This is a genomic window from Lactobacillus sp. CA30L, assembly GCF_059900845.1.
Genome location: NZ_JBWXGB010000007.1, coordinates 24,330 through 50,330 on the forward strand (window position 1 = coordinate 24,330; position 26,001 = coordinate 50,330).

The 26,001-nt window shown below is 37.5% G+C and carries 21 protein-coding genes and 1 pseudogene; 1 reads left to right on the plus strand and 21 read right to left on the minus strand.

The genetic code is table 11. The features are described from left to right. Positions 1 to 4: 4 nt before the first annotated feature. From AC2JF8_RS08130 to AC2JF8_RS08225, 20 genes are all read right to left on the minus strand, one after another. Positions 5 to 640: a hypothetical protein gene (locus AC2JF8_RS08130; RefSeq protein ID WP_500762630.1), complete on the minus strand. Its 636-nt coding sequence runs from the start codon at positions 638 to 640 to the stop codon at positions 5 to 7. After that, positions 641 to 1,858 carry a M23 family metallopeptidase gene (locus AC2JF8_RS08135; protein WP_500762631.1) on the minus strand — a complete coding sequence of 406 codons (1,218 nt, stop codon included), beginning with the start codon at positions 1,856 to 1,858 and terminating at the stop codon, positions 641 to 643. A 1-nt stretch (position 1,859) separates the two neighbouring features. After that, entirely contained in the window at positions 1,860 to 3,872 is a 2,013-nt protein-coding gene (locus AC2JF8_RS08140; RefSeq protein WP_500762632.1) for a VirB4 family type IV secretion system protein, read from the minus strand. 15 nt (positions 3,873 to 3,887) lie between these two features. Beyond that, a complete protein-coding gene (locus AC2JF8_RS08145; protein ID WP_500762633.1) occupies positions 3,888 to 4,802 on the minus strand; it encodes a DUF5592 family protein in 915 nt (304 codons plus the stop codon). Between the two features lie 12 nt (positions 4,803 to 4,814). After that, positions 4,815 to 7,076 carry a pLS20_p028 family conjugation system transmembrane protein gene (locus AC2JF8_RS08150; protein WP_500762634.1) on the minus strand — a complete coding sequence of 754 codons (2,262 nt, stop codon included), beginning with the start codon at positions 7,074 to 7,076 and terminating at the stop codon, positions 4,815 to 4,817. Between the two features lie 73 nt (positions 7,077 to 7,149). Next, positions 7,150 to 9,861 (minus strand): VirD4-like conjugal transfer protein, CD1115 family, encoded by a 2,712-nt coding sequence (locus AC2JF8_RS08155; protein ID WP_500762635.1) that lies wholly within the window; start codon positions 9,859 to 9,861, stop codon positions 7,150 to 7,152. 12 nt (positions 9,862 to 9,873) lie between these two features. Next, positions 9,874 to 12,072, minus strand: a complete 2,199-nt coding sequence (locus AC2JF8_RS08160) for a hypothetical protein (RefSeq protein WP_500762636.1) — start codon at positions 12,070 to 12,072, stop codon at positions 9,874 to 9,876. A gap of 112 nt (positions 12,073 to 12,184) precedes the next feature. Beyond that, positions 12,185 to 12,463, minus strand: a complete 279-nt coding sequence (locus tag AC2JF8_RS08165) for a TrbC/VirB2 family protein (RefSeq protein ID WP_046331746.1) — start codon at positions 12,461 to 12,463, stop codon at positions 12,185 to 12,187. 370 nt (positions 12,464 to 12,833) lie between these two features. Next, on the minus strand, positions 12,834 to 14,939 hold the full coding sequence (locus tag AC2JF8_RS08170; protein ID WP_500762637.1) for an isopeptide-forming domain-containing fimbrial protein: 2,106 nt from the start codon (positions 14,937 to 14,939) through the stop codon (positions 12,834 to 12,836). A 69-nt stretch (positions 14,940 to 15,008) separates the two neighbouring features. Beyond that, positions 15,009 to 16,199 carry an SLAP domain-containing protein gene (locus tag AC2JF8_RS08175; protein ID WP_500762638.1) on the minus strand — a complete coding sequence of 397 codons (1,191 nt, stop codon included), beginning with the start codon at positions 16,197 to 16,199 and terminating at the stop codon, positions 15,009 to 15,011. Positions 16,200 to 16,214: 15 nt separating this feature from the next. Further along, positions 16,215 to 16,487 (minus strand): type II toxin-antitoxin system RelE family toxin, encoded by a 273-nt coding sequence (locus AC2JF8_RS08180; RefSeq protein WP_500762639.1) that lies wholly within the window; start codon positions 16,485 to 16,487, stop codon positions 16,215 to 16,217. Beyond that, positions 16,480 to 16,704 (minus strand): type II toxin-antitoxin system RelB family antitoxin, encoded by a 225-nt coding sequence (gene relB, locus AC2JF8_RS08185; protein ID WP_500762640.1) that lies wholly within the window; start codon positions 16,702 to 16,704, stop codon positions 16,480 to 16,482. Before relB ends, AC2JF8_RS08180 begins: the two co-directional genes overlap by 8 nt. Before the next feature lie 229 nt (positions 16,705 to 16,933). Further along, positions 16,934 to 19,558 (minus strand): isopeptide-forming domain-containing fimbrial protein, encoded by a 2,625-nt coding sequence (locus AC2JF8_RS08190; RefSeq protein WP_500762641.1) that lies wholly within the window; start codon positions 19,556 to 19,558, stop codon positions 16,934 to 16,936. A gap of 140 nt (positions 19,559 to 19,698) precedes the next feature. Continuing rightward, positions 19,699 to 20,145, minus strand: coding sequence for a hypothetical protein (locus AC2JF8_RS08195; protein ID WP_500762642.1), 447 nt, complete (start codon positions 20,143 to 20,145; stop codon positions 19,699 to 19,701). Positions 20,146 to 20,157: 12 nt separating this feature from the next. Further along, the gene (locus AC2JF8_RS08200; protein ID WP_500762643.1) at positions 20,158 to 20,610 is read right to left on the minus strand and encodes a hypothetical protein; all 453 of its coding nucleotides are present in this window, start codon (positions 20,608 to 20,610) and stop codon (positions 20,158 to 20,160) included. A 199-nt stretch (positions 20,611 to 20,809) separates the two neighbouring features. Beyond that, entirely contained in the window at positions 20,810 to 21,463 is a 654-nt protein-coding gene (locus tag AC2JF8_RS08205) for a class A sortase (protein ID WP_500762644.1), read from the minus strand. A gap of 58 nt (positions 21,464 to 21,521) precedes the next feature. Continuing rightward, the gene (locus AC2JF8_RS08210) at positions 21,522 to 21,740 is read right to left on the minus strand and encodes a hypothetical protein (RefSeq protein ID WP_500762645.1); all 219 of its coding nucleotides are present in this window, start codon (positions 21,738 to 21,740) and stop codon (positions 21,522 to 21,524) included. Between the two features lie 912 nt (positions 21,741 to 22,652). Next, complete coding sequence (locus AC2JF8_RS08215) at positions 22,653 to 23,042, minus strand: hypothetical protein (protein ID WP_500762646.1); 390 nt, start codon at positions 23,040 to 23,042, stop codon at positions 22,653 to 22,655. A gap of 309 nt (positions 23,043 to 23,351) precedes the next feature. Next, complete coding sequence (locus tag AC2JF8_RS08220) at positions 23,352 to 23,699, minus strand: hypothetical protein (RefSeq protein ID WP_500762647.1); 348 nt, start codon at positions 23,697 to 23,699, stop codon at positions 23,352 to 23,354. Continuing rightward, complete coding sequence (locus AC2JF8_RS08225) at positions 23,696 to 24,481, minus strand: DNA/RNA non-specific endonuclease (RefSeq protein ID WP_500762648.1); 786 nt, start codon at positions 24,479 to 24,481, stop codon at positions 23,696 to 23,698. Before AC2JF8_RS08225 ends, AC2JF8_RS08220 begins: the two co-directional genes overlap by 4 nt. A 138-nt stretch (positions 24,482 to 24,619) precedes the next feature. On the opposite strand from AC2JF8_RS08225, the gene AC2JF8_RS08230 reads away from it, so the two are divergent. Beyond that, positions 24,620 to 25,189, plus strand: coding sequence for a recombinase family protein (locus AC2JF8_RS08230; RefSeq protein ID WP_500762649.1), 570 nt, complete (start codon positions 24,620 to 24,622; stop codon positions 25,187 to 25,189). 282 nt (positions 25,190 to 25,471) lie between these two features. Here AC2JF8_RS08230 and AC2JF8_RS08235 read toward each other — a convergent pair. Then, positions 25,472 to 26,001 (minus strand): annotated as a pseudogene (locus tag AC2JF8_RS08235) (replication initiator protein A); the annotation flags it as partial.

The window sequence follows — 26,001 nt, forward strand, 5'->3', positions numbered from 1 at the left end:
CCTCCTATTCATCTTCAATGAAATAACCTTTAAGTTGCGGATTCTTTAAATTGTCTAAAGTAGCCGTATTAACTTTTTGGGTTTGTAGATTGTAATCAAAATTGATAATTTTAATCACGCCATACTTTAAATAATTAGGGTTGTAACGTACTATTGCAACAGCCTTTGCATGTGTTGGATCAGACCAATCACTGAACCCAACGTCAACCTTTGCCGGGTCTTGCAGTGTAAATTTGAATTTAGCGGTTGCCTTTGCGCTATATGTTTCATCAGGTAAGCCGTTTAATTTATACAATTCCGTATCAAATTTACTGCCAAATAAGTTGTCTAATTTTTGCCGATGTTGATTATACTCTGCACTGTCTTTATAACCGCCAAGTGCTTGAGACAGGCCATCTTTTAGCTTGTCAGTGGCTTTCTGCTTGGCTGCGGTCAAGTCAAAGGTCTTTGCCTTGGGCTCTTCTACTGCGCTGCCAGGGGCCTTATCAGACTGCTTAAGTACTTTATCAGTAGTTCTGATTTGAGATTGAACTTGTGCTAACTCATTGCTGCTTGGTCTGCTTGCAAAGGCAATAATTAATGCTACTCCCGCAATACTCCAGCTGAAATATTGCCAAGCCTTGAGATTGCTTTTTTTCATTTAGCTATTCCCCTCTTTTGTTAAACCATGTTGAATTACTTTGATCGGGTTTAACCAGCAATTAGGGTGGTCAAAACCATTGGCAACCGGTGAACCGGTCTGGTTCATTGCTGGATTTTTCTTATTGGTCGTAATACCCAAGTGGACGTGTGAATCAGTGATCGTACCGATCTTTTGTCCAATTTTCACTGTATCGCCCTTTTTAACATCTATATCGTCTTTATATGTAAAGCCTTCTTGATAGATAATATTGTAGTCTCCGGCTTTTTCCCAGATATAATAGTGAGCGGCGCTGTCATAGCCAACTTTATAGATCTTACCGCTTGTAACGGCCAAAACTGCCGAGCCGTTATGCACGCCGTTTAAACCATTTGAAAAGTCAAAACCATCATGAAAGTTAGTGCTGCCGCGTGAATACGATGTGTGCCCATATTGGCCACCATCCAAACTCTGAGGTGATTCCTTAATCGTACTAAATGGCCAGGCCCAACTACCTGAATATGAGCCTTCATCAGTGTCTGGACAAATATTGCTGCCGTCACTGGCCACATCATCGTCACTAGCGCCGTTAGCACTTGCTGATACTGAAATTTTACCTTTACCGTACTTTTTAGCCAATTTGTTGTAATTATCGTACCAATTTTGCCCTAACCCCACGTAATGATCAACATCGTCACCCATATATCCTTTAGCCTTAAGATTAACAACGAATTCATGCCATGTATCCGGCTTTTTTCCATCTAGCATGTTCTTAATCGTATTACGGTAGATAGTTGCAAAGCCGCTAATGCTTTTAAAGTGGGCGTAAGGATCTCCTTCTGGAGAAATATTTCCTGGCGTTGCTATATCACTAAAGGAAGAACTGTATTTGACACCACCAAAGTTATTATCTTCGCGTACTTCTCTAGAATCTTGCATTCCTGTTTCTGCGGCTAATTGGGCAAAAACAAGAGCCGGCTTGATATTCAAGTCGGCCCCTACAACTTCTGCCACAGCTACAGCTTTACTAAGTACATTTTTACTGTAGCCGCTAACGGTTAAATTACCACTACTTTCATTAGACTGTTGATTGCAAGTTTGACTTTGCCAAGAAAGTAGGAAAGATAGAACAGTGCCACCTATACTCGATACACCAGCGATTAATAACATTGCAAAGCCAACTACGGTGCCCCCTATCATTAGCCATTTCATAATCTTACGTTTAAAGAAGTTGCGCATATTATACGCCCCCAGTGAACAGGGCTAGTTCCCGCTGACTAGGCTCAACCTGTATATGATACCTCTGTGTGGTCCCAATTGTGACTATACTTTGCCCTTGCTTTTGCCGGGGGATCTGTTCGTAGTCCGTTTCACTCAAGGTGGCACCCAACAATCTGTTTAATTTTTCAAGCTGTCCCGCTTCATGCCTAAACGTCACTTTGTATTGACAGAATAAAACAATCGACTTCAAAGATTCGAGATCGGCTGACGAAACGTTATCAGGTAACATAGCACCTAGATCTTGCGTTGCGAAGGTTATTCCTGCGAAGAACTTTCTGAATTCTCTGGCCATGTTGACAATCTGCTGCACCGCAATCATATTATTTGGATTTATAATGTTGTGGCACTCATCAAAGTAAATACTGAAGTATTGCCGGTCAATGTCTTCTTTATCTACCTGTTTGCGTCCATTAATAACTGCCTGATTTTGAATCAAGTTTAAAGTTGAATATAACTGGGCATGATAGATGTTGGAATCCATTTTGGATATTGCCGAAGTATCAAATGAAACGACTTGAACGTCATTAAGATTTCTCAAACTTGAAATACCATCGAAAAGATTACCATAGTTTTCAATCATGTTATCTAACGCCGTATTGATTTGTTCATAAGTATTGCGCCGTTTTGCCGTTGCGTGAATTCTATCTAGAAATTCATTCGTGGCAACTTTTTTAACATATTTACGGAAATCAGACAGAATCGGATATTGATTTGGCTGTAGCCCTGTAATATGAATGTTTTCTGGGTGCTTCTGCCAGTCTGCTGGCAATAATCCACAACTCACATAAAAATGCTGCAATAGTGAACTAAATTCTTGCTTAGTTGATTCATCAATTTGGTTATTCATGATATTGCTAAAAAGAACCAGCACGTTTGCAACATGTTGCCTGAAACTAGCCATTTCATCAACTGTTTTTTGATCATTGTCATCTGTTGCCGTGGCCAATACCTGCAGGGGGTTAATCATACCCTCTTTGCCATCTAACCGAATTACTACCCCGCCTTGCGACTTAACCAGCTTGGTATATTCACCAGCTTTATCAATAATCCGTACAAAATAACCACGGTCATAATCACTCTTTTCATTCATTTTTAGAAAAGTAGACTTTCCTGATCCCATTTGTCCCAATACTAGGGTATTGTATGAAGTCCTTTCCGGCGTGTGTGCGAAACGATCAAAGACAAACGGTCCATTTGTAGACGTACGGCCATACAATGTGCCGTGTGGATCAGTTAAATCTTCACCTTGGAAAGGCACACCGCCCCCGATAACGGCTGCTCCCATTGTTGTGGCAGCTGGTGCGGTTAAGGACATATTTTCTTGCGAAAAATTCTGATACCATGCTTTACTCTGCTCTGGCAGTGTAAATTGATAAATCACTCCTCGATAACCGTCACCTCGCAGCGTTCGGCTTATTTCGCTCACGCGATTCTGCAATTCCGGCAGCGTATCCGCATAGATTTTTACTTGAATTCTAATTGCTTTAGGTATTTCTGTACCAGCATTAAACTGTTTGGCCAACTCACGCAAATCAATCTGTTCTTGATCGGCTGAGTCCATATCTGTTTGATAACGACCTTTTCTTGCCTGATCCTGTTTTTCTGTGATCGACCGATTTAGTTGGTTTTTAACTTTATCAATCTTTTCAGTATGAACATCAAGTTTACTCATCGTAAAATCGTTGCCAAAAATTTGAAACAGCCATAATAACGGTGGATCTTTACGATAACTGATAATAGTTAAGTAGGTAAAGAAACTATTTCCAGTTGCAGCGTATTTGTCATAAAATCTAATTCCTCCTTGCGGTTGAATTGCTGCAATAAATTTTAAATCATAGCCCTTTTTGGCCAACCTTACCTCATCTTCTGTAGAAAGAAGATACTTCTTATTATCTTTGCCACTCAAACGATTCCCACGTTCTGCATAGAGAAATTTACGTAGAAATGTTTTGCTTTTTCCTAATATTTTCAAATTCTGTACTCCTTTCTAATCATTAATCGGATTGTTAATGGAAAATAATACTTCGATTGTTTCTGCCCGGCTAAGTTCCCGGGGTTTTAGCTTTTGAGCACCCATTTTATAAAAAGAGGTCCGTTCCCGAACCTCTTTAACGCTAGAACCAAAAAGTTCTACGTAATATTTTTTAGAACTATAAAGATCAGTTCTACGCTCCACCTGCTCTGCTGCTGCAATCTTCTCTGTTAAATCCCAAGCCCTTCTTTTACCTTGCGGACTAGTAGCGCATTTTTGACGTAAATACCGCCAATATCGTTGATTGGCGGACATATCGATCCTGGCAGCCATTGAAATATATGAGCAATCTTCAATATACGTCCGACTGACACCAGTCAGACTATCTTGCCATTCAATCAGTCCCGAATCTGGTAAATTAAACAGGTCGGTTGATCCTAGTTGCAAATATCGGGCAGCTGAACCATCTGGATAAGTTATAATTCCATCTTCTGTACAATTAATTGGCATACCTAACGACAAAGCTGTTTTTAATTGTGCTTCGGCCGCCCTTTTTTCTTTTCGATTACTTTTGAACAATGAATTTCCTCCCTCCTTTTCTTTTGTTCTTAATTCTTCTTCTGTTTCGTTTGTTACCGTGATAGGAAAATACTTACTTTTATCTTGCAGCCAAACAAAAAATAGCACTCGCCAGTTTCTCATGTTGGGTGCTTTCTGAGTTCTTTTAATCAAACCAATACCAATGATCAGGCCACAAATAAGTGAAATAATTTGAACACCCTGTACTGTGGTATAACTTTGGCTAATTACGATACCGAGGAATCCGCAAATAGCTACGATAAAAATATCGATTAACGGCACAACCCAGAGCATGATAGCTGCTCTAGTCGTTTTCGGTATCATCATTTGTTTTCGATTATAATTATCCATTCCTTACCTTCCTTATTTCCTAGCTCTTGGTGGTTTGGGCGAATTAGATTGATCTGGTTTATTGCTATCACGAAGCCGATTGCGGTCTAAATTATCCTTAGCATAGTCATTAACCGATTGATCCGGTCTGTTACTTCTACTTTCTTGATAATCATTTTGAGAATCATCTGAAGTGCTAAATCTTGAACCATCTAAGTTGTGACTAGGTACGTCATTAGACCTGACGTTATTAAGGTTTTGAGCCCATTCTTCTTGCGTGTAAGGCAATTTTGTTATTGGATTATAGTCAACCGGTGCATATCCATTATCCGTAGTCAGCCGATTATACTTGTCGTATTGTCTAGCTCGAGTTTGCCATGAAGCAAAGTCATTCTTTTGTGGTTGTCTATGTGCTGTATCTCTACTTGCACTTTGCCTACTTTGACTTGCACCTGGTGTTGAAGGGCTATACTGGCCCTTATCGCTACTTGGCTGACTTTCTGTTCCAGAATAGGCATTAACTGGTTGATCATATACTGGATTGTATTCTTCATTTGCTTCACTGTAATCTTCATCGTTAGGTTTAGCAGGATCTGCTTGTGCCCGTTCAACCGAATCATCTTGATTACCATTGCCAAAAATCATTGCAGCTTTACCAGCTATTCCTTCAAAGCCAGTTCTGGCTTCATCTAATGCTTGTGCAGCTTTATTTTGTGCTTCCGTTGACTTCTTTAATGCTTGAGGAGTCTGCGTTAATGGGGCAAGATTGTCCGTAGTAATGCTGCCACCGCCTGAATTATTGATATTAGACGGAATTACATTGCCACTTTGATCAAAGCCGGCCATCTTATTAATTGCATTTTGCCGTGATCCTTGTTTTGCCTGTTTTCTAGCAGCACGTTGAATACTTCCAGTTGTATTAAGCTTATCAGCCATGTTACTCATTCTATTCTTGGCCCTGCCTGGCGCTCCAAGCACAGCACCACCCAAATTAGCCGCCTGCTTGCCTAGATACAAAGCAGATCCGGCAGCACGTAGACCACGCTGTGCGCCTGTATCAACGTTAAAGAATTCAGCCACTTTATTATTGCCGGCCATTAACATAATAGTTGCGGCGAGCATAAAAATAGCAAATCCCCAAACACTTTTGACGCTGGAATTGGCCCAAGTACATGCAGCTTGATAGAAAGCTAATTCAAATGCCTGTAAACTGACCAATAATATCGCAGAAAATAGTGAATTAATCACTTGCTTAGTTTTCTGACCAGTATCAAGATCAGTTGCAACAATCACTGTACTCAATATATCAATTACGACAATATCAATAAACGATTTGACAATCGCATAGCCGGCGAACAGATAAGCAACGGCTAACGCTATTAAAGCAATTAAGACTGGCAAAAAGTTAATTGTATAGCGCTCGTAACCGCCAATTGAAAAACCTAACAAGTTCCAAATATCAGCCGTACTCCATTTCGTCCCTTTTCCATTTTCTTTAGGTGTATTTTCAGCAGTATATTTTAACCAGCCGTACAAGAAATGCGTACCAGGCTTCTTGTCATAATCTCCCTTTTTATATGGGTGATCCTTTTTCTCCAATGGTGAATTATCTTTGATTTTTCCATTATCTAAGAATTCTGTAAAATCAACTTCTCCTTGATCCACCTGTTTACGGCTTAGATCATTAAGCCCCCAATGTAACTTGGCTGGGGCTTTGCTAGTTGGGTTAGCCGAACTAACATTTGTACCAGAAAAATTAGTATCAACTAGATACTCTAAATCGTTGACATGCGTTTTTAAAATGTTAAAGGGTAAAGCACTAGTGCCCTTGTCTATCTTTGAGGTTGTTGTACCCAGTAAGCCATGTGCAAGTCCAACCGATTGTGACGTAAGCCATGTGGTCATGTTACCGATATTCATTATTAAAAACGCACTAATGAAAAGTTGTACTAGTACATTCTTTAATTGCGGTGCATGGTGATCAACAATAATCTTGATTGCCACCCATATCAGGCACAAAATCATTAATACCAGGGCTATCTTCTGGCCCATTCTCATTAGTTTTCCAACTTGCCCATTACCATTAACCTGATTAACAAAGTTAGACAAATTCAGCATTTGATTCATTAGCTCACTAGTAGCATTGGCGATACCATATACAAGATTGATAATCCACCATTTCATGATTGAAAATGCTCGTGTGAAAATATTTGAATAATTCAAATATTTTAGGGCGCTGTGTAAAGCGTTAGTTGGAGCCACACTGGCCAAACTTAATAGTATTTGACCTAACATATTTCACTCTCCTTTTTCGCAACAAAAAAGGCTAACTATTGCTAGTTAGCCTTTCCCTTGATGTTTAAACGTATTATTTTATTTCTTTATTAAATTCAACCTCCAGCTCTTCACGAACCTCATCATTTTCAATGCTGTTAAGTTCAACTTTTATCTGTTCAAAATTATCACTATCAAAATCATTAAGTATTTTTTCGGCTAGTTCTGGATCTATTTCTTTTTCAGTTTTATAGCCTTCAACTAGTCTTGCAAAATCTGAATTGCTCCGTTTCTCCTCTTCTTTTGGTGTCAAATTCTTATCTATCATTAAATCATCTGGAATTTCACCCATAAATTCATTATCCATTTTTTTACCATCTTTCTTTTCAGTATCTTTGTTTTGCTTACTATTAGCCGCCTGTGCAACGTTATCTTTGTATGCTTGAACTGAATATTCAGAAGCAGCTTCACTCAAAAAGTCAGCAAAATCTATTTGTAGATCACGTAATTTTAAATTCTTATGCAAACATTCCACTTCAACTAATTCATTATTTGTATTGAACGAATCTTTTAAAAATGTATGTGCATAAGGCATAAGCGTCTTTCCCGTATTAAAAACAGGATACGGGCGTACCCGATTCCCCCATTTATCTTTACGGTGAATTACCCGCAGTATCAAGTCTTCACCCTCCAGCATTTGTTGTAAACGGCTTGGCGTAATTATTGATTCAGCTTCTGCCCGAACATTATAACTCTGCGATCTACTCCTTTCGCTGCTACTATTACCGGTGCTGCTTGCTTCTACCGTCTTTTGGCCAGCAGCCTTACTAAATTCTACATTCGTTGAAATATTATTACATTTAATTAGAATTTGGTTCTGACCTTGTTCCTTAATGGTTGCGGCAAATTTTCCATAATACGTATTAAGTTGTTCATATGACTGCAAAAATAGGGAGTAATCTATATTACGCCCCGCTGAAACTGTCATAACCTTGTCCATATTTTCAATTGGTTTTAAGTTACCAAATTCATCTAGAATAAAGTGCACCCTTCTAAAAGTTCTATGACCAGGAACAAGCTCACATTGCCTTGCTAATTCTCCATACAGCTGATTAATAAAAATCGTTGCTAATGTACTGTTTGAATCATCATAATCAGGAATCGCCATAAAAACGGCAATCGGCTTTTCAGAATAAGACAAGCGAAAATTAGTTGTCTCCAATTGATTATACAAGGGCTTAATTGCCGCCTCGTGTTCGCCTTGCTTGCCATTATTATCTGCTAGTTCTAGTTCAAAGACACTGTGAAGCGCCCCTTTTGGACTATCATAGCTTAGTTCAACCCAATCACCAGTCACTAACTTATCATCAAAATTGTATTCAACAAAACCCGTTTGGTTAGTTTCAATCTTATGTTCCGCAATAATCTTAGATTGCGGCTTTTCTTTTGTTGCAGCCTTTCTAAAGCGCAGTATCAGTTTCGTTGAAGCATATTTTTTAGGTAGCCTAAAACTTAGGTATTTGGAAAAGCCAATTGATTTTAATTCAAAGGAATTCATCGAAGTCATAGTTGCATTCCCTACTAATGTAAAAGGACTTAATTGTTCTTCTACGACTGAATTAATTGTTCCCAATGCTTTAGAATCTGATGAAGCGACTGCCGCATACTGCTGTTTAGCGTAAGATCCTTGCGGCAAATGGGTAAAATAATCATTTAAAACATTATGAGTAATAACTTTTATGCCTACTTTTTCATACCAGTTAACACCGTTTGTTTCAATAATGAAATCAATTGCATTGTAGAGTGTGATTCTTTCCGGGTGCGCTTTATGATCTGCAAAGTTTTCAGGATTAAGGCAATATTTAATTAAACGATCAATTGCACCATTTAATTCTCCTTGACCATTTTTATACGCCCATTCATTCACTCCTTTATCTTTATTAAGCATAATCGGATAGGTGACACTATTGATCATTTGTGCTGGGTCTTCGCCTTTTTCCACCTGTTTAACTATCACGTTTAACGGATTATAAGACATCGACTTCATCGGATTGCCTAGATCCAATAGATACACTTCATACCCTCTCTTTTTCAAGGTTGCTGCTGACGCAGTATATAATTCTTTCTTTGGATCATAAACAACCATTGAAGATTGATTTTCAGCTCGAGACAAATTGTCAATAAATGGTATTACGATCATCTCGCCTTTACCTGATCTACTAGTCCCAACGATTATATTGTTGACAGAATCATTATCAATAAAATATCGATTTCCATAGTGACTAATTGGAATTCCACCATATCCTGGAAAAGTTTCATCTTTTTCTGGAATACTCTCGTACTGCTCCTTGATTTCTTTGAGCGTAGTAAAACGACTATCTCCTTTTTGGCCATAAGCAATACTACTTGCCGCTTCACCATTAATCGCTATCCCAGCCTTTGATAGCCCCAAAATAGTAATAATAGGACTAATAATTAGTAGAATTAATACTTCAATTAATTTTACTTTGTTCATAAATGGATTCAGGCCCCAAATTAGAGCCTTATCTATTGGTAAGGAGAAGTGACCTATTGGCATTTTGGATTGTTCTTGCAACAGAGTTGCTAACCAATGCAAGCTATTGTCTAGATATAATAACAACAAAAAAACTATGATCATAACAATCATAGTTTTCTTATTTAAGCGGCCACGTCTAAGTTGAATGTTACCCTGATCAGGTAGCATTTCACCAGCTGGCCGCCCTTTTGTAAGTTCATGTACCATTTTCTGCAATTTGTGCATTAATGATACGTCTCCTCGTTTCACAGCAACCCTCCTTTAATATCCATTCCTTGCTAACCAGCCATTCTGCCAATCTTTAATATTGTAGAAAGACAGTGCAATTGCGTGCCGGGCAGCATAGCTCGTTTTTTCTTTTTGCCGAGGCGTTAGTTGTAGATAAATGGCCCGCATACCGGCTTGATCATTAGCTGCTACTGCATAATACAGCCTACTAATCCACGTCGGGTGGGCATCGTTAATTTCCTTCAACGCTCTAATGTCGCCCTGACCTAAAGCACCGTCTAGAACATCTATTTTAGCCGACCACCGTTTGGCTGCGTGATAAAGAATAACGTTACTGTCATGGACTTTGCGCTTATTCTTACTCTGGCTGCCTTGTACAGGCCCGCCTGCCACTTGCTTACTCTTTGCTTGCGAATTTTTCGATTGCCTTGCGTGATCTTTAGCCGACTTTTGCGTCTGGGTTATTGGCATTGTTTTAGGCTGATAGTACCAGTAGCCATATCCTGCTGCACTCACTCCTAGAAGCAGAACAGCTGCCAACCCAAGCATACGAACAGTTTTATGACCTCGAACTTGACTAGCTTGATTATCTATCTTTTCAAAATCGCCTGTTTCTACTAAATCCTTATCTGGGTTAGTAACAACCGGTAATAGACTATTAGCCTTAATATGCTCGCCAATCGCTTTATCTAGATCAATTGTTTTACCTGCTGCAGCAGCCTTTTGTTGTTCTTTTAGGGCCTCTTTAATAGCGTTAGCAACACCAGCAGACAAAGTTTCAGTTAATTTAGTCGGAAATTCCTTATCATGTTGTTCTAAATATTTAAGCTCTTTTTCTTTTAGCTGGTTGGCACGGTTAATTGCCTGAATTTTTGCTTGTTGTTGCGCAAGCATTTCCTTAGTCTTTTCGTCTTTCTTCTTTTGCCGATCAATCCGGCTACTCTGTGTTTGCACGCTCCTTTCAAGGTGGACCAAATTAGTAGCAAATTTATTTTTATGCTGATTAAATAGTTTTTCCAATTCTTGACTGTAACTATTCTCAGTTTGCTGGTGCAAGTCACGCAATTCATTATTACGTTTTTGAATTTCTTGCAATCGAAACTTATCTTTTACAGCCTTTTCTTTCTGCTTTAAATCTTGATCAACCTGATTATTACGCTTTTCAAGCCAAAGTCGCTGCTCATTTTCAACTGCTTCTTGACGGTGACGCATTTCTTCTTCAATTTGCCGTTTAAATTCGGCAATTCTGCGCTCCATTTCGTCTTCCAGCTCTTGCTTTTTAGCAGCAATTTTTTGCTCGGCTTCTTTTTGACTAGTCTGTTTCTCTTCACTAGCTTGGCCACTCTTTTCTAGTATTTCATTGTTCGCTTGACCCTGAACCGTGTCTTCAATCAGAACCTTATTAACTTCGCTATATGCTTCATTTAGCTTATTAATTGTTGCATTTTTCAACTTAGCAGCTTCACGTTCATATTCGGCTGCCGCATTCTTTAAATGACACTTCTCTAAATCACTATCAATTTGCGCATTTAATTTTCGTTGATATTTATCTTGCGGATTGTCGACATAGCCTAGCCGCCGCTTAATTTCAGTTAAATCAAAGATCTGTTCATAATTTTTATCAGGTACGGCTTGAAAAATATTTTTATCTGCAATATAAGCGGACCGAGCTATCACTTCTTTTTCCGTTGCTGCTGGTTCAGCTATCTCACTTTTATACTCATCATCAGTACCTTTGTAAAAATCTTTTGGATCAGGAGCAACCTGTGGCTTTGCTGCTGGAGCAACTTCTTTAGTAGCTTTAGAATCTACTTCTTCTGTATTTTTATCGTTACTCTCTTCAATTTCTGTAGGGGCAACGCCCCTCACGGGGCGTTGATCATTCTGAATACTTTCATCTTCATTTTCTCCTTTACTCTCACTATCACTAAATAGGTAATCCATATCAGTAGCAGTGTCTTCTTGATCATCACGTAATTCACTTTCAAGTAAATTAGCTAATCTTTCTGCGTTTTGATCGCTTTTTTCTTCGTTACTGGAATCAATAACCAAACGATCAGCAATACTTCTTAATCCTAAGTTTTGATCTGCATGTTCAATATGAACGCCATAAACTGAAAAAGCCTGATCATCTCGATCAGGTTCAATTTCTAAATCTAGTTTCACTGTTCGGTCATCGGTTAGCTTTTTGGCCAATTTTTTTACTCTTTGGTCAGCAGTTGCTAGATCCATGAGTTTACTACCGCTAAGAACACGGTTGCCAATAAGACTTCTACGATAACTTCGAGGTACGTTCACAAATCTGATTTTGCTCATACCAAGCTCCCTCTTTTAAAAATTCACATTAGGCGAATAGTCCAGCTATCCACGGAACTAAGATTGCTGCTAATGCAATAATTGCGATTCCAGCAAAAATATTGACCAAATGGCTTTTTGCTATTTGAGCCGCACGTCCGCCAAATAGAAACATGATACCGACAATAACCAGCATAACAACGGCTGTGCCTAAACCAACTTTAGTACCATCTGTTTTTAACCACTCCAAAGCTTTAGTAAGCTTACCTACAGGATCTCCTCCAGTTGAAGCTGCTGCCAGGAATAATTGATTAACTAAGTAGTTCATTTTTTTACCTCTTCTTTTCTTTTACACATCTATTTATTACTTCATTTCTAGCCCCACAAGCAGTCCGCTATGAGGCCTTTTAATCCTTTTTGTATAATTGTCCCAGCACTGCTTAAAGGCGCTTAAATCGTCTTATTTAGCTTTAGTCACTGGGTACAGAGCAGTACATCTTAACCACCCACTTCATCAAACAAAAAAAGCAGCAAACTACTAGCTTTTAGCTACTAATTTGCTGCTTACTTAATCTTCAACTGCCCACCACGCACCCGGCCCGAGGGAGTAGGTCACGCTAAATCTTATTCTTCCCTCAAAATAAATAAGCCGTAACCATTTTAATTTGGTTACGGCTATCAGAAATTTATTTAACTTTTTAGTTCAAATCAGGTAATTCAATCCACTTCTGAACGCTTGCCTTTGGGCCCTTTGGCTCAACGTAAACGATGTTAGTCGGATCGTCCTTGCCATTGATAATCCAAATAGCCTTGTTAGGCACCTTGATTACACCAGTAGCCTTATCCAAATACTGCATTAGATCTGGCGTATTCTTCACGCTGGCAGTAATAACCATTCTCAAGTGCTTACCGTGCCACTTTTGTGGTTCAGTTGCTACCCAGTCGGCCGTGTTATTGTCTTTAGTCAGCTTACCTTGATCGGTTACATCTTTATTATTATCGTCTTGGTCGTAAACCTTAATATCCTTCAGGTCAAGAACATCTTCAAGCTTATCTTTAAGCTCTAAAGTTTTAATATCTTCACCATCAGGGGCTGCAACATCAACGGTATACTTGTAGTTTTCATCATAGTCAACCTGGAGTGAATCGCCCTTGCCGTTACCGTCAGTGGAAATTGCTTTAGTTTGGTCTTTAGGTGTAAATGGAACATTGGTCGTAGTTTTATTACTATCGGCCGTCCCATTCGAAGTAGTTACTTTGGCTTCGTTGTAAACAACGGCTTGATCTTTATGTTTGGGGTCTTGGTGGTCCGCAAGACTTACACCTGGTTTAATCTTTGCATCAAACGTAATCTTGTACTGTTCACGATAAAAATCATCGTGTCCTAAAGAAGAATCTTTAGCAATTACCGAAAGTTTGTTATTACTATCGACATTAACTGTAAACATGTAAGTTACATCTTGGTTAGCCCTGTTATATACATGAACGTTTGAAACATCAAGATCTTTATCTATTTGATCTGTGATCATATAGAGATCATATTTCAAATTAGGACGAACCTTTGGCACGTCATGCATTATTTGATAATGATATTCCTCATAACGATTCTTTAAGAGATCATGATCTATTGACTTATCTGTTCCGATTTCTGATGGGGTATTAGTACCTTCATCAGAATCTGAATCAAACTTCTTTGGCTCCTTAGGTTTATCCTTAAGCATTGGGGTTGTGCCAAATTTCAAATACGCATGATTAAAAAATGTCGCATCGACGTATGACGAAATGTTTTTTATTGGATATTTTGTATCTGCGTCTGGATCATATTTCCCAACTCTATTCCAGTAACTACTATCTTTCTCTAAGTCCTCTTGATCTTCAACAGCGTGTTTCCCAGTATTTTGACCAAAAACCCAGTCTATAATAAAACTAGACGATTCAGAATATGCGGCAGTAAAACTACCTTTTGGTTGTTTAGAGGTCAAAGTACCTGCATTATGCCCATTCTGTATAACAGCATCATTATGTTGATGTGCATTTGAATAGATATAATCTATACCACCCATCTTTTTATAACTTAACCAAGTATTGCCATTATCTGGATCACCATAAAAAATTTGATCAATACTAGACAGAGTCGAAGGCTCTATACCTACCCATTGGTTACCATCAATATCATCAAAAGTCCATGCCGCCGTCAATTTAACGGGTTTATGTGTATCATGATCAAGATAGTCTAAACGATATTTAACCGCACCCATACCAGGTGTAAATATTTCAAAATCGTCTTTTCCAAAAGCCGCATAAGCTGTTTTAACCGGTACTTTCTTGTCAATTTTCCCATTTCCGTTAGTATCTTCCCAACGATAATTCTGTACTTTCCAGTCAAGCATAGTTATTTTAATATCAACAGTATGGCCTTGATATGTACCTACATTTGAATAATAGATACCTACCTTCCCTTTCCATTGATCATTATTATCTGAGTCACCAGACAATCGGAATGCGTACCAATGCTTAGTCATGTCTTCTGTATGACTGGAAGATGTTGACCAATCTGAGTTAGTTGCTCCAAATGGTGTAACTTTAGTTATACCTTGATTTACTTGTCCAGCAAAAGCATATTGGCCTGGTATTTTGTTTTTCTGAGCATTAGTCCCTTTTGGCAAATCAATCATTTGTGCATTGTCAGCGTGCACTGTTCTAGTACCTGCCATAGTTAATCCCATTGACAAGGCTAGCGCAGCCACTAATGTGTACCCTATTTTCTTATTCCGCCCTTTTGACGGATTTTGTACTAAATTCATTACTTTTCCTTTCTAACAAAAAAAGCATTACTTCTAGTAATGCTTTAAATATTAATTAGCTCTCGCTACTTAGTTAGCGTTGTAATAGTCTATCCATTTTTGACTATTACCTGATACTTCAATAAATACTAATCCTACGCTAGAATGATTTCCATTCCAATTATAATTCAGGCCTAAAGATGCAAAAGATAATTTATCATCTTTTCCTAATATTGCTTCATCATAAAATGAATCATTTTTTAAGCTGTTAAAAATTTCAATTGCAACATGTTCTGGGTCACGATCCTTAATATTAAATTCAGTTACCGCTCCCATATAATAATGACCGTAATATTTATAATGATCAAAAGCCCTAATTGCATTTATATTTTGACTTGCTAAATTAGGTACATACTGTTCTATATTAGAACTATTTATATCTTCCGCATAGTTATACATATTGCTTGAACTTTGTGAAACTTTTGCGATGAAATCATCTAACTCAGAATTAGATTTATATGCTGGATATCCGTTTTCAATCCTATATTTTTGAATTTTTTCCCATAAACTATTCTTTATTTGAGCAAGTTGTTTATCTGAAAAATATACAGCATATCCTGACTTGTCATTACTATTTTCTAACAACTGCTTAATTTCATCTACAGTAGGATTCTCAGTTTTACTTGTTAAATCATCTTTGCCAGATTCAATCTCTGTTATTCCAGTATTGGTATTCTGATCATCATTAACAGGTTCAATTTGTGTAGGTTTACTACTTATTATTTTAGCGTTATTAACACGTATATAGTGATTACCGCCAATTAAGTAATATTTTTTACCTTTTATGATCGCCGTACCATACGTTTTTTCAACCAGACCTTTTCTAAGAGTATTACCGGTCAATTGCCCTTTAGCGTTATAAACTTGTGTATGGTTAGTAATGATAGTTACAGAAACCCTTTTATGGCTTGCATTACCGATCTTTTTTATATTGCCCGCTTTAAGGTAGCGTCCTTTACTTAGTTTATAAAACTTCTTGCCCTTAATCTTTACCTTGCGATAGGCTGTAAGGGTTTTTCCCTTTTTCAAGGTCTTTCTACCTTTGCGCTTGCCCCTCTTATTAAAAATGTAAGCATTGTGCTTCAGCTGAATCTTATAACCTTTCTTGGCAGCTTGAACTGTCTGCGGTGAACTTACGCCAATGTTGCCAGTAATTCCAATTACACCGACACTTAATAATGTAGCTGTTGCCAGACCAATTAAAATGCTGTTCTTTTTCATAATTATTTCCGTTCTCTACTTTTTGTAGATATCGTTGCGCTTTGCAACTTTTACGACCAAAACGATAAATTCGCTATCTTGAATTTCTGCTAAAATGCGGTATTTTCCAACTCTATACCGCCAATAAGTTTGCAATTTACCTTCTAAGGCTTTTCCCCAAATTCGTGGATCACTAGCATCTTGGATGTGCGATTCAAGCCACTTAAGCAAGACTTTTTGTACAGGTTTATCCAGTTTTTTGAATTGTTTAAAACAGTTTTTTGAAAACTTCCACGAAAATTTAGTCATTTTCGCTGCCAAAGACTTCTTTCATCACGTCTTCACGTGACACGGTACCGGTCATTTTCTTAACTTCTGCAACACATTCTTTATAGTCTTCTTGATCTTCTATTTTTTCCAAAATAGCCTCTCTCATATAAGTGGTAACTTTAACTCCAGAAAAATCTGCCATCTCTTTTACCTTCTGATATACGTCATCTGGAAATCGTACAGATGTAACTACCATAGCAATCTACCTCCTTTAGTTATCTTTATTATAACATAAAAGGCTACAAATGTAGCCTAAAAGTAGAAATAATTAACAAAAAAGGAGTTACACAAGATAACTCCCTTCATTATTGATCTGACAACCTTCTAAAACTGTAAATAAATATATTACGTCTTGGTTAGCAAGCTGCATATCATTGATCTAACCAACAATATCTAGTGTTACCTCAATTATACTTCTTTACTGTTTACTTTCTAATAATTTTATCTACCTTCTCCTTAAAATCTTCATTCTTCTTGTATAAGTAGAACACAGTTCCAGCTACTCCGGCCATCAGAACACTCACAATCCATCCAATGTGCGACAGGACAAAGTGCCCAGTTCTTGGCAGGAAGCCATTCTTACCTGTTACTGGATTATTAGTACCGTCACCTTTTAGAATTCCCTTATTCGGATCCTTTGGATTTTTCTTTGGATTCTTACCTTTCTTATTTTTCTTATCTTTATCTTTCTTAGGATCTTTTGGATTCTTTGAATTTTTCGGGTTATTTGGATTGTTCGGATTCTTTGGGTTATTCGGGTTAAGCGGACTGTTCGGATTCTTTGGATCTTTCATAGGATCTGGATCGCCATTTAATTTCGTCTTAACTACATTGGTTGGTGTATCCTTACCATTAATCTGTAAGTGGCCCACGTTTGGAATCTGCTTGTCAGTGTAGGAAGTAAGATCGGCATCTAATTTAATATTGGCTGCCACCGCTGCATATACTTTCTTACCGGAATACTTAGTCGGATCCTTAGCCGTCCAAGTCCAACTTTCGTCGCTATCACTAGTCGTAAGTGCACCGTCATTGGTAATATTATTACCTTCACTATCCAAAATAACTACATTCTTCAAGTCCAGCACGTTTTCAAGGTCGTCACTTAAGACCAAGGACTTCATATTGGCATTGTTACCAATATCAAAGGTTAACAGGTAATCCAGTGCGTCACCTCTGGCTGCTGTGTTACTTTCAACCGTAGTTGCATTAATGATCTCTTTCAAATCACTAGCACTAGATGGTGCGGTGGTTGATACACTAGTATCTTTTTGATCATTAAGATTGATTTTTTCAGCTAATTTATACGGTTTAGTTAGAGTTTCTAGTGCGTCATTGAATTCTTTATCGGTTACATCTTTATTTGCCTTGCGGTAAGAGCCATCTGAATTTTGAACAACTAATTTCTTAGCCGCTTCAATCTTGGCATTATGCGCATTAGCGTCAATTGCTTGATCGACTTTGTCACCACTAGTTTGGCCAGCAGATGTTTCTGCTTTATTACCAAAGAATTTGATCCAGTTGGACGGATCACGCACAATCCCCTTCTTTGCCTTTGATTCCTCAACCTTTGGCGTTACGATTGGCGTGTTCGACGGCGTATCTTCGCCACTGTCTTTCATGTGGGCCGTGTTCGGAATTTCGATTACATTGTTCTTGATATACTTCTGCAGATCGGCGTCACCCTTGACCTTTGCTGTCACAAGTACAGTATAAGTCTTTCCGCCCATCGTCTTAACTACATCATCTTTAGGCTGCCAGATAAAGCTTTCCTTGTTGTTGTCAATCTTCATCGTCCCGTCAGAATCAGTAACATCTTTACCGTCCGGATTCTGTACTACCACCTTTTGAAGATCAAGAACGTCTTCAAGGTCGTCACTAAACTCAACGTCCTTCAAGGTTATTCCTTGTTTAGGCGTAAATTGAATTTTATACGTGTAATCTTGGCCAATTTCAACGTTATCTTTATCTTCATGATAGCTACCTGATATACCTTGGACAGATTTAACTACCTTATTCTTATCAACCGGTGGCGGCGTGATAACGTGAACCTCGTTTGACGGTGTTTCTTTATCGTTATATTTAATTTTGGCAATATTTGGAATCTGATATTCATTAGAGGCCTTATCAATATACTTGCTTAGGTCGACATTAGGCTTAATCTTGGCTGATATATCGACAGTGTAAGAATGATCCGGCATTTTTAACAGGTAATCGTTAGTTGGCTGCCAGACAAAGCTTTCTTTGTCATCATCAATCTTTAAGTCACCATCGGTCTTAGTAATATCGTTCCCCTTGTCGTCTGTGACCTTAACCTCTTTGAGGTCTAATACGTCCTCTAGATCGTCCATAAATTGGACATTGGAAATATCCTTACCGTTCTTTGGTACCGTGTAGGTGACCCGATAGTGGACTGTGTCGCCAATATTGTACTTCGCCTTAGATACATATTGCCCGTCTTTATCTTCAACCTGTTTAAATACAGTTGGTTCCTTATCATTTGGCGTATGAACTTCAACCTTGTTTGACGGAATATCTTTGTCGTTAATTTTCATATTACCAATGTTTGGAATATTATACTGATTGGTATTTTTATCTAAATATTTGGATAAGTCAGCATTTTCTTTCAAATTAACAACAGGCCGCATAGTCATCTTGCGCCCGAACCACTTCTTAGGATCATTGGCTTGCCAACTAACCGTGTTAGTTACCTTGTCAAAGTCCGTCTTACCTTGATCAGTCACATCATTATTGTTCTCATCAAAAATTCTTACTTTTTGATAATCAAAGCAAGTTTCGAATTTATCATAAAATTCTATCTTATTGATATGAGAATCTATTGGAATTTGATAAACAATTTGAAACGCAATATCTTTGCCTTTGCCAAAAGTTGCGTCCGTTCCCAGCTTAGCTTGTTCAGCAGCATGGGCGTTAATCGTAATCGGCTGCGAATCGTTATTATAGGCAATACCCACACCTACACCAGCCAAAGCAAGGCCAGTGCCCATTGTAGCTAATACTTTTCTAGCCTGTTTCTTTGTTAGCTTTTTCATAGCTATCCTTTCTCTTCAAACAAAAAAAGCACCGTTACTTCTTTAAGTAACGGTGCCGTTAAACATTATTTTTACTTTTTTAAATTGGAATTACTGCATAGAATCACTTCCTTTCAGATTGTTTTAACTCATTAGTTTTCTTAAGGAAGTGCCACTTCTAATGATACATTGCCGGCCATAATCCGGTGTGCGTAGGTAATACCTAGCGCTCCAATAAAATCATCATTGTTAATCTTCTTATTGTTATAAACATCAGGATATAAGTCTTTCATCCAGGCTATCATTCTCTCATAACCAGCTTCACCCATTTCTAGCTGCACAATTGTCAGCGGCTCGCCAATATCGGCCCTCAACCAAGATGGCAAAATCACTTGTCCCCATGCTCGTCTCTGTTCAATTGGCGCTCTCTTTAGCAACTCTTCTTTCTGTAATTCTCGAAAAGCATAAGTCACTAGTGATTTGCCAGCACTAGGAGGCTTTATTGTCGACTTCATCTTTTGTGACAAGCTCTGTGCCAGGCCCGCCAACATACCACTCAATTTGCTATATTCTGATTGCGGTACTCTGATCGTTATTATCTTTTGCATTCTTTATTCTCCTTATTGCTTAATTCCAATCTTTTTATCAAAGATAAACTTAGGGCTTAATTTACCACCCTTAATTGAACTAACTAAAATGTAGCTAAGGTAAACGATGAAATTCCTTTTTACTTTATCTTCGCACTTTGCAATTTCTGGATACAAACTTCGTTGTTTATTAAACAACTTTGTAAAAGTCTGAATTGGTATTTTTGCTGCAATCATGCAGCTACTATCTTCTGCTTGGTTAATTTCATACTGGACTTCCCAAAAATCATTAATGACTTTCTTAAAGTCAAAGGTATCTTGATTATCTTCTTCTAGTTGTAATTCCTCGTTTGCAAAGTAAAAAATCATCATCGAAATAAAATCTTTTTCGTCTCCTCGTGACATTTCAAAATTGGCCCGCAAGAAGTCTTCGACAGCTTTGTACTCCGATTTCAACATCTGGCACTTAACGCTCACTTTTGACATTGCTTACCTCCTACTTAATAAAATTTTGTATTAAAAAAGGAAGCTACTTAACGTAACTTCCTTGATCTTCTCCTGGTAACTTACCGTAATATTCATTAGGCTTTAAATGATATTCGGGCGGTACATGACCAATATAGGTTATTCTACCGTCCTTTTCTTTTCTAAGAACAGCTCTTGACATTAATTAATCCCTTCTTTCTTAAATTTTAAACGTGCTTCTAACATACCTAGACGCTGATTTAAGAGACTGTGAGCCAGTCAAATGACCTCTAACAAACAAGCGACCCTGTCCTGTCCAATCACACGTGAACAGTGATATAACCGGCTTTTTGGCAAATTTTTTCCGATTGAAAGCTAACCGTAGATTATAAACACCAATAAAATAGGCAATATCTATTCGATAAAAATATACTTTCTTAAAATCGGTCAAAAAAATACGTGTTCCTTTAGTAAGTTGTCCCCTAACCTTAGCGGTATATAACGGGCTAAAGTAAGTTTGGCCATCATCCATATTATGACCTGCCAAGGGATAGTTATTCCGCCCCATTCGCTGATCTGATCTTAAAGTACCAACGCCTAAAGCAAGCTCATCATTACCTGTACCCCGAAAAATATTTAATAAAATATTCTCCGACGGTACCGCAATTTGACCAATTGCCCGATAGTCACGACGACAACGCCAGGCATGGGCCAAAGTTTGCGGTGATATTGGTTTAACTTTTTTCAAATTATAATTTGGCTTTTTAGTTTGATGATTTCGTCGTTGTAATTCTATTTTGTCATTGGCTAGCGAATTGGCTGCTTGTCCCTGCAATTTATTGAAATTCAAAACTACAATAATTGCTCCTATCAAAAATAACAGTAGAACAATTGCTAAAACATTACTAACTAGCCGTTTTCGCTTATTTCGCCTACTCAAAATGAATATGCTCAACTTTCATGTGCTGATAAGCCTCTTTTTCTAATTTTTCATAAGCCAAGCCGACAATTTGCTTATATATGGAGGACTTCTTATTTGTTACTGCCGTTTTAAAGCTATCCCAGATAATGTTCTTTTCCCATTCAGTATAAGTAGTGTGCTTGTATTGCTTTAGATATGCAGCCACTACCGGATCGTCTTTTTTAGGCATTTCTTTCCTCTTTTCTTTTTTGCGCACTAAAAACTAATACGCAAATTTATTAAATTGGGCATAATACGCCCGTATTTGTTTTTCTAAATTTTTGTTATCGCAAACATCAACCAAATTGGTTTTCTTTGATCATTGACCAAAATTAAGTGTTATTTCAAAGGCTCTCATTACATGTTAATTAATCATATTCGACTAAAAAGGCGCACCTTTGACTTTTCACTTAGCGTCTAGCTAATCACTGATCCATTATTAATTTTCTAGTCATAAATCTAAAATTTAGTGACAAGTCGTTTAATGGATAACGATCCTAATTAAATTCTTAAGCAGATTCCTGCCGTCCCCTCAATTAGTTCTTTACAGCAGCGACATTATAGTTCGCGAGGCATTTCCTCCTAGAAGATTAATAATAATCTTCCATAACGCTAACAGCTACGTACAGATGTATTTAACGTTGCCTATGGTTATTAAGCATAAGCTTTTGTGTCTCTTCGTCCTGGAGACATAGCGAGGACAGTTTGGGAGCAACTGACAACCACCGTCCAGCAGATCATTTAGTATATAACGACAATACCTAAATTACTTATCACTCCGGCTCAGATTGTAGCATTCCTGTTTTTTTCCAGTGGTTTCCAATGTTTTCCACGCCATAGGCTGATCCGCTTGGTAAGGTGCAGTGTTGCAGCGACAATAGTTCTTTTAACACTTTGGAAATTTTGTCCAGTTATTAAAATTCATATTGACCTTGTACTCCAAGTTTCGGCACAAATAACCAGGTTATTAAGTGTGCTGCCAGTTTTCATTATCGCGTTGTCAATGTACAAACGAGCATTGCTGCTCAATAGAAGTAAAAGGCGCTGCTGCCTTTCTGCAAATTGCAGTTGTCTATGCAATACTTCTCTTTCAAGAATTAAGTCAAAGATGATATTTATTATGTAAGTAAGAGCGGAGATTCTGTTTAATATCTGACTTTTCGGTCAGTTCGTTAATTATTTTTTGGTAATCTGCTAAGGCATTTTCAACCCCTTTTTGTTTTTGATCCAACTGTGATAGTTGCTTATCAAAGTGCTTAATTTGTCGTTTAACTTTATGACTAATTGGCTGATCAGTTAAATCTTGTTGTTGTGTTTGGACAGTAGCAATTTGGTTTTTAATCGTTGCCAACTGGGTATGATAGTCATCAATTACTTCTTGTGGGTTAATCGTTGATTGCTTGATCAATCTGGCTGCCTTAATGTATTCTCGAATTTTCATTATCAAATACGCCCCGAATATACAACCGATAATAATTTCAACACTATTCATTGCGTACTCCTTTAAACTTAAATACCTTTATATAGCCTTAATAGAATTAACCCGAAATATATCAATTCAATTAGAAGTAAAATTGGTGCTATGATCAGGCCCTTGGTAACAATTTGATCTAGACAACGGTTAAGCTGCCACCAGAAGCCAAATATCTTTCCCGTTTGTGCTTTATGGGCGATAAAACAAATTAGAAATAGGAAAAGTGCCATTAAAGCTAGGCTTAATTTGACGTGTAACATTGCGAACGTGAATACTTGACCTACAATTGCGAAAATGAAGTCCAGTAAATAATTTATTACTTTCATTTCAAAATATTTTCCTGTAAGTTTTACACCAGATTACCGGTTCCTTATGTTTGGCATAAGGGTGTTTGCGATAGCAAACCCGATTACCGTTCAAATCATAGCCAGTTTGCAAATTTTGATAAACATACTTTAGCGGTCGTACAGTCCCGATATACTTGTGTTCTTCTGTTAGAATAATTTCTTTTTCGGAATCAATTTGATAAAAATTGCCATCTTGTCCGTTAATCCAGATTTTGTTAAACATTCGAACCTTAACGACTTTTTGGAAAAGTGCATTGATAGAGTAGTTGGTTAAATGCTTTACTCTTTTCTTTCCTGTTCCCGTACTGGTGGTGCTAGTCTTTCTCATGATTTTCTTACCGCTCCACTTTGATAATCAAATTGATAATGGGGCTGAATATTAAAGATATAGACATTAAAATTTAGCATACCGTCTGTTGATTTTGCCTGTAAATTGATGCCTCGTGCCATTAGTTCATTACCTCGAAAAATTGGCGTTGCTTGATAGATAACCTTTTGACCCGTTAACAACGCATTACGCACCTCTCCTTCGTAAATTGTTTGCATTTTCTGGTTTGTGTATGCAGATTGTGTAAACAGATTACGTGGATTGTTCTGATCTCCTTCGTTGTTTGGTGTATATTTTCCAAACTGATCAATACCGCCAGACAAAGAATAGGCGATTAGGTGTCCCCGATTATAGATTTGTACACCGTCCCGATATGGATAGTGCCAACCAGTCGGTTTGACTTGTTGACGAGTTCTTTTGGCTTGTTTTGCGATATTTCGACGTTCTAAAAATGCTGTATTGGATCCTGATGTTCGATTCAATTTATCTAAATTCTGATAGATGATTCTATTACTATGCCAACTATGCGAATTTAAAGTCGAATTATTATGATTAACAAAGCGAACTATTTTTTCTCCGCTATGATAATCAATTTTGCTTAATGATTGATATTGCTTAGCGGAAAGACCTCCAACTTGTTTATTAACTTTTAGTTGGTTCTGAATATTAGGAACACTAGCTTTATCTTTTAGTAAACTTGAATATCCGCTACCTAAAAGTGCTAGTCCTAAAGCAATTGTGGCTACTAACCCTTTACCCTTATTGTGAAATTTTTGTTTCATGTTGAGGCCTTCTCCATCGTTTTAATTCTCATAACTCAACAGTTGTAAGAATCAGAAGAGAATGTTATACTAACAGCAAACAGCCAACAATGTTTGCGCTATCATTGCTTACGGAGTGGGACTAAGGGAGAAGCATACGTGAATTTTGGTTATGCAAGAGTAAGCACCAATGGCCAAAAATTAGAAACGCAAATTGATTTGTTAACCGCAGCAGGAGTAGACAGAATTTTCCAAGAAAAATATACAGGTACGACGACTAATCGTCCTGTCTTTAATCAATTATTGGCAAAACTTACAGAAGGTGATCAACTAACCGTTACTAAATTTGACCGATTTGCAAGAAATACTAGTGAAGTGCTAAGCACCGTCAAAAAGCTATTTAATAAGGGCGTAACTATCAATGTTTTAAATTTTGGTGTCATTGATAACTCGCCCACAGGACAACTAACAGTAACAATTCTTTCAGCCGTAGCCCAGTTTGATCGAGATATGATTTTAACTAGGACACAAGAAGGTAAAGATTATGCACGAAAGCACGACCCAAATTTTCATGAAGGGCGCAATAATAAATACAGTGACGAGCAAATTAGCCAAGCTTATTGGCTATATAAAAAGGGAACCCCGTTACAAACTATTATTAAAGAAACTGGCATTAGTAGTGCAACTTTGTATAGACGATTTAAAAAATTAATATCTGAAAACAAGTGATAAATAAATTATATTTTTTCTTTTACAACTGTTGAATTATGAAATTGGCAAAAAAAGTTTGGTGCAGTTGGTAGAATCGTTGAAATCACTTGTTTTTTTCGTAAATAAAATATTTTGTGTTTTAGATATTTACTTAAATTATTTACGTTTTGTAAAATTTGTAATTTATTTTATATTATAATATTAACAAAATAGCTTGATTAGCAGTTTTAAAGGCTTTTTTTAAGCTTTTAGACTTGCTTTTTTTTGTTTATTTTTTAATAGCGTTTATACAAAATTGCACTACTCTTTTTTGGCACTTTGTAACTGTTCGTGCATATGTTTATTAAAGTTGTTGCGCATAGTAGTGTACAGATAGTTTTCAGCATTATTAACCCGTTTTTTCGGATCCCGATCAGCTGCACGAATGCGGTCAAAGTAACTCCGCAGCCACTTTGTCACTTCTGTTTGGAGAACTTCATTTTGCAAATCTAAGTATGAATTATTGCCAAAACCGTTGTCTATTGCTTCTTGTTGGGCCGCATTTTTTGCGTTCAGAATAATTCTGATAAAACGATTGATCTCTGCGGGCGTATTACACCAGAGTTTAATTAGTTTTAACGAAGCCTGATTGAGAAAATCAGGAATAGCCTTAACGCTCATTGTTTCTGTAACATGATTAACTAGATCCATGTTTTGCTGTTCAATTTGGTGAGGCGAATATTTGTTCGAACTGAAGTCTAACTGAGTATCTTCATGTATCTTACTAGTATCTAAGTTAGTATTATATAAATACGGTCTCATTTCGGTAAGTCCGCTTGGCTCTAGGGTTT